Below are 5152 nucleotides of genomic sequence, written 5' to 3' on the forward strand. Positions count from 1 at the left end.
CAGGAAGCTTTGCACCAACCCCGCGCGAAGCTGCCAACAATGCCGACATCGTATTCATGTGTGTTGGTAACGATGACGATTTACGCTCAGTAGTGTATGGCGACGACGGCGTGTTAGCTGGCATGTTGCCGCACACTATTTTGGTTGATCACACCACAACCTCTGCCGAAGTAGCACGCGAAGTGGCTGCAAAAGCGGCTCTGCAAAATATCGACTTTATAGATGCGCCTGTATCGGGCGGACAAGCGGGCGCCGAAAACGGCGTATTAACAGTTATGGCGGGTGGTAGTGAAGCTGTATTTGCTAAAGTGCAGCCAGTTATGGCGGCATTTAGTCGTTTTAGCCAATTACTAGGCGGCGTTGGCTCGGGACAACTTTGTAAAATGGTCAATCAAATTTGTATTGCTGGCGCAGTGCAAGGTTTAGCCGAAGGCTTACATTTTGCCAAGCAAGCTGGGCTTGATGGCGAAAAAGTTATAGAAACCATTTCTAAAGGTGCTGCCGGTTCGTGGCAAATGGAAAACCGTTATAAAACAATGTGGGCGGGTGAATATGAGTTTGGTTTTGCCGTAGATTGGATGCGTAAAGATTTAGGCATTGCGCTCGATGAAGCTAAAAATAACGGCGCTACTTTACCAATGACCGCAACGGTCGATCAATATTACGCCGACGTACAAGCAATTGGCGGCGGCAGATACGACACCTCAAGCTTACTAGCACGCATTGAAGCACTGCATAAAAAGTAACGCTGTAGACGCGAAGCTTGCTTGCGTGACGGGCAAAGCCCGTAAAAGTGATTTATTCACAAAGAGGTTATGAGGCGCTGCGCTTTTAGAGGAAGTAATAGATAAAAAAGATTGTTGTTGGTCTTTATATTTTCTCATTTACTCCTCTTGCTCTTCTCTTTGTGAATAGTGTTTTATTTAAGAAATTAAAAGCTGTGCTTTTCACGTGAGCAAGCTCACCATCTACCGTCAAAGTGTAGATATCAGTTTTACTTTGTAGACGCGAAGCTTGCTTGCGTGACGGGCAAAGCCCGTAAAGTGATTTATTCACAAAGAGGTTATGAGGCGCTGCGCTTTTCCCCCTCTGTCAGGATAGTTGTCGCCTCTAACTTTTAATAGAGGCAGATAAAATGAGACGTCGATTTACACAAGAATTTAAAGTTCACGCTGTTGAAAAAGCATTATCTCAATGTGATGATGTTCGCCTAGAAGATATTGCGCTTGATTTAGGCATCGGTTATTCAACCTTGCAACGATGGATCGCGCTTGCTAAAAACCATGAACTTGAAACTAAAAATAATGGTAGTCACATGACAACAGAAAAACGCCCTCATGACTGGAGCTTAGAAGAAAGGCTTAACGCCATTATTGAATGTGCGAGTTTAGATGAAGCAGCTCTTAATGAATATTGCCGTGCTAAGGGACTTTACCCGCATCATATTAAACAATGGAAGCAAGATTTTGCTAAAGGGCCTTCAACGAAGCCCGTAAAATCAGACAGTAAACAGCTCAAACAAGAAATTAAGCAGCTTCAAAAAGAGCTTAATCGTAAAGACAAAGCGTTAGCAGAAACAGCCGCCTTACTCGTACTCAAAAAAAAAGCAGATGCGCTTTGGGGTTTCAACGAGGACGATTAACCAGCTCAACTGAGCGTCATGAACTGATAAAGCTCATTACCGACGCGCAGAAATCAGGGGCAAGGCAAGAAAAAGCATGTGAGTTACTTGGTCTAACGGCAAGAACAATTCAACGCTGGATTGAAGCTGATGATATGACAGATAAGCGAACAAGTACGATAAAGCGACCACCTAACAGGCTAACTGAATTAGAACAACAGCGTATAATTAAGACGGTTAATTCAATAGAATATGGACATTTACCACCCAGTAAGATAGTCCCTAAACTATTGGATAAAGGTGTGTGGATAGCATCAGAAAGCTCGTTTTATCGCGTTATGAAATCACATAAATTATTAACACACAGAGAAAAAGTTAAACCAAATAAAAAGATAAAAAAGCCAAAAGCACTCAGGGCAACACGTGTAAACGAAATTTATACATGGGATATTACGTATTTGCCAACAGCTGTTAAAGGTCAGTTTTTATACTTATATTTAGTGATGGATATTTATAGTCGAAAAATAGTTGGTTGGCAGGTTCATGACACACAACTAAGCACACTGGCGGCTGATTTAATGGTAGATATTTGCAGGCGAGAGCAGGTAAAGCCTGAGCAAGTCACACTGCACTCGGATAATGGCAGTCCAATGAAAGGGGCAACGTTATTAGCGACATTGCAGGAGTTAGGTATTGTTCCTTCATTTAGCCGACCGTCTGTGAGTAATGATAATCCTTATTCTGAATCGCTATTTAAGACGTTAAAGTATCGCCCGGAATACCCTGAGAAAGCCTTTGAAAGCATGGGTAGCGCAAGAAAGTGGGTTAGCGGATTTGTTGATTGGTACAACGATGAGCACTTGCACAGCGGTATTAAATTTGTCACGCCAAACCAGCGTCATTTAGGATTAGATAAAGCGATACTAGCGAAACGTCATCAGATAAATGAAATGGCGAAATTACAGAATCCAATTCGTTGGTCAGGAAAGTCTCGAAATTGGACGATGATCAATGAAGTAAATTTAAATCCAGAGAAAAAAGAAGCAATGCGGGTGGCATAAAATTTAATTTGATGCGACAACTAACTTGAAAAACTCCGTTTTAGAGGAAGTAATAGATCTAAAAAATTATTGCTTTTATGTCTTCTCATTTACTCCTCATTCGCTTCTCTTTGTGAAATAGATTTTGCTTTGTTTGAAGTGGTACAGATATTTATATACAAAAAACGCGACACTTTATTGCTAAAGTGTCGCGTTTTTAATGCGTTATACAAACAATCTTAAGGCAAATTACATGCTTTGAGCGTAGTTATACAGCGCCTTTAAAATTGTAAGATTTTTTTCGCTGTCGTCATGCTCATGCGCTAGGTTTTCAAGGGTGATCATAAAATCTTGCGCATTAATCGACGGTTGATCTTCCCCGTGCATTAACTTGTTTTGGCAATACTGGCGCCATTGGTCAAGCTCTTGCTGGTTTAGCGTTTCAGGCCAGTTACGGGCGCGGTACCTAAACAATAACGTATTAAACTTTTTATCTTCAAAGTCTAACTTCAATCCAGCTAACTCATCTGGTTTTGCATCACGAATAATCGCAAATTTAGCTTTATCGGCATGGCTTGTAAAACCATCGTAAAGTAAGTAGTCAACGTTAGTAGTTGCACTGTAATCGCCTTGCTCGTTAAACACTTCGGTTACTTTATCGCGAAGGTCGGTATTGGCTTTTAAAATAGCTAAGTTAGCTAAGCACTGCTCGCGGTCAATCCCAAGGCGAGCGGCATTTTCAGGCAATAATGTTTTAGCTGGGGCTAAAATAGGGCACTTGTTTAAATGCACCAGTTTTAAGCCAACAGGTAATTCACCCTCGGCTAAATCTACACGTTTGGTGTATAAACGTTTGCGTAATTCTTCTACGTTTAAATCAATGAGTACTTGCGGGCTTTGGGTTAAATCAAAACAAATAACCGCGTTTTTATTTACCGGATGAAAGCTCATTGGTGCAACCCAGCTAGTACAGCCTTGCGTTGCTGGTATGCGCGACGTGGTATGCACCAGCGGCGTCATGTTAAATACATCAACCAACTCAGCGAGTGCTTTTTTGCCACGCAGTCCAAAAAAGAAGTTATACAGCTTTGGCTGTTTTTCTTTTATTAGTTTAGCCAATGCAATAGTAGCGGTTACATCGCTTAGTGCATCGTGCGCTGCGGCGTGTTCAATACCATTGGCTACCGTTAAATGCTCTAGCTTAAAGCTTGGGCTGCCGTCTTCTTTTAACGGCCATTCAATCCCTTCAGGGCGAAGCGCATAGCAAGCGCGTACTAAATCAATAATATCCCAGCGACTATTGTTATTTTTATATTCGCGCTCGTACGGGTCGTAAAAGTTACGGTAAAAGCTATAACGGCTTACTTCGTCATCAAACCGAATACTGTTGTAACCCGCAACACAGGTGTTTGGCACGCTAAATTCGGCATGAATTTTTGCTATAAACTCAGCTTCAACCAGGCCTTTTTTCATCGCCACTTGTGGTGTAATACCCGTAATTAAACACGCCTCAGGGTGAGGTAAGTAATCCGCTTGCGGCTTACAATATTCAATAAGTGGCTCGCCAATAATATTTAAATCAAGATCGGTACGAATACCCGCAAACTGGCTCGGCTTATCCTTTTGAGGGCTCGCCCCCCAAGTCTCGTAGTCGTGAAAATAGATTGTCGCTTGATTTTGCTCTTGATATGCCATGCTGAAAACCCTGAGTAGTTAACTTAAAAGCGCCTAAACACGCGCCAAGTTACTAAAATAATGAATTATTTAGATTATGGCATATGGGCGAGGGAGTTTATAGGTTTGGGTGATAAAGATGTGTTAGTGATGTTTAATAATGTAATAATACCAGTCGCTAATATTGTTAGTTAGTGTGGTGCAAATGTCTTTATTAATGTAGTTGTAAGGGTAATATTTTATAAATAGGGAATATAAGCATTTTAAACATTAAATTAATAGCGGCTTTGACTAATGGAGAGAGTGATTAATGGTAAATATGATAATTGGACTTCTATGTGCTTTAGCTGGTGGTTATATGGGGCACTATTTTACTGTAAAAATGTTCAATGACAGAGTCAAAGCACAAAATAAAGCTTTATATGATGAATTTGAAATAATTAAAGATATGTTTGCTAGCCATATCAAAGGGTTATTAGATGACTTCGACTCAAATTTAAAATCGAAGTACTCAGGGCTACGTAAGCTAGATATGAGTTTTGTTAATAGTCTATTACTTGAACTGGCAGCATCGAAAGACATACCTTCAAAAGAGGTTCGATTATTGATAAAAAATCTAAATCAAGTCTCAGCAAACCTATCTGAGAAAATATATAGTCGAGAGAGTAAAATTGAAGAATGGTTTAATGCACCACTTAATATAGAGCCTAAAGATAGATTTGCATTTAAATCATCGATCCAATTTCATACCGGTGGGTTATTATTGGTAGCTATTGATGTTATTTACCACACAAGCAAAGTACTTCGTGACCGTAAT

The 5152-nt window shown here is 40.5% G+C and carries 4 protein-coding genes; 3 read left to right on the forward strand and 1 reads right to left on the reverse strand.

Going from position 1 to position 5152, the window contains the following annotated elements; translation table 11 throughout:
• Positions 1-746 (forward strand): NAD(P)-dependent oxidoreductase (locus CXF89_RS18150; protein WP_145990840.1); only part of this gene is annotated, 746 nt, incomplete at its 5' end.
• A 389-nt stretch (positions 747-1135) separates the two neighbouring features.
• Positions 1136-2682, forward strand: a protein-coding gene (locus CXF89_RS18160) for an IS3 family transposase (protein ID WP_121955384.1) whose coding sequence is annotated in 2 segments (ribosomal slippage) — positions 1136-1595 and positions 1595-2682 — 1548 coding nt in all. Because the reading frame shifts where the segments join, the coding sequence is not laid out codon by codon here.
• A 228-nt stretch (positions 2683-2910) separates the two neighbouring features.
• On the opposite strand, the gene sbcB is transcribed toward CXF89_RS18160, so the two are convergent.
• Positions 2911-4356, reverse strand: a complete 1446-nt coding sequence (sbcB, locus tag CXF89_RS18165) for an exodeoxyribonuclease I (protein ID WP_121955385.1) — start codon at positions 4354-4356, stop codon at positions 2911-2913.
• Between the two features lie 289 nt (positions 4357-4645).
• Here sbcB and CXF89_RS18170 point away from each other — a divergent pair.
• A partial coding sequence (locus CXF89_RS18170) for a hypothetical protein (protein ID WP_145990841.1) occupies positions 4646-5152 on the forward strand: 507 nt, incomplete at its 3' end.

The organism is Pseudoalteromonas sp. MelDa3, assembly GCF_002863625.1.
Classification (GTDB): Bacteria; Pseudomonadota; Gammaproteobacteria; order Enterobacterales; family Alteromonadaceae; genus Pseudoalteromonas; species Pseudoalteromonas arctica.

What these genes read in the sequence shown, in the direction of transcription:
- sbcB (WP_121955385.1), bottom strand. Translation starts at nt 4,356, where the DNA reads ATGGCATATCAAGAGCAAAATCAAGCGACAATCTATTTTCACGACTAC.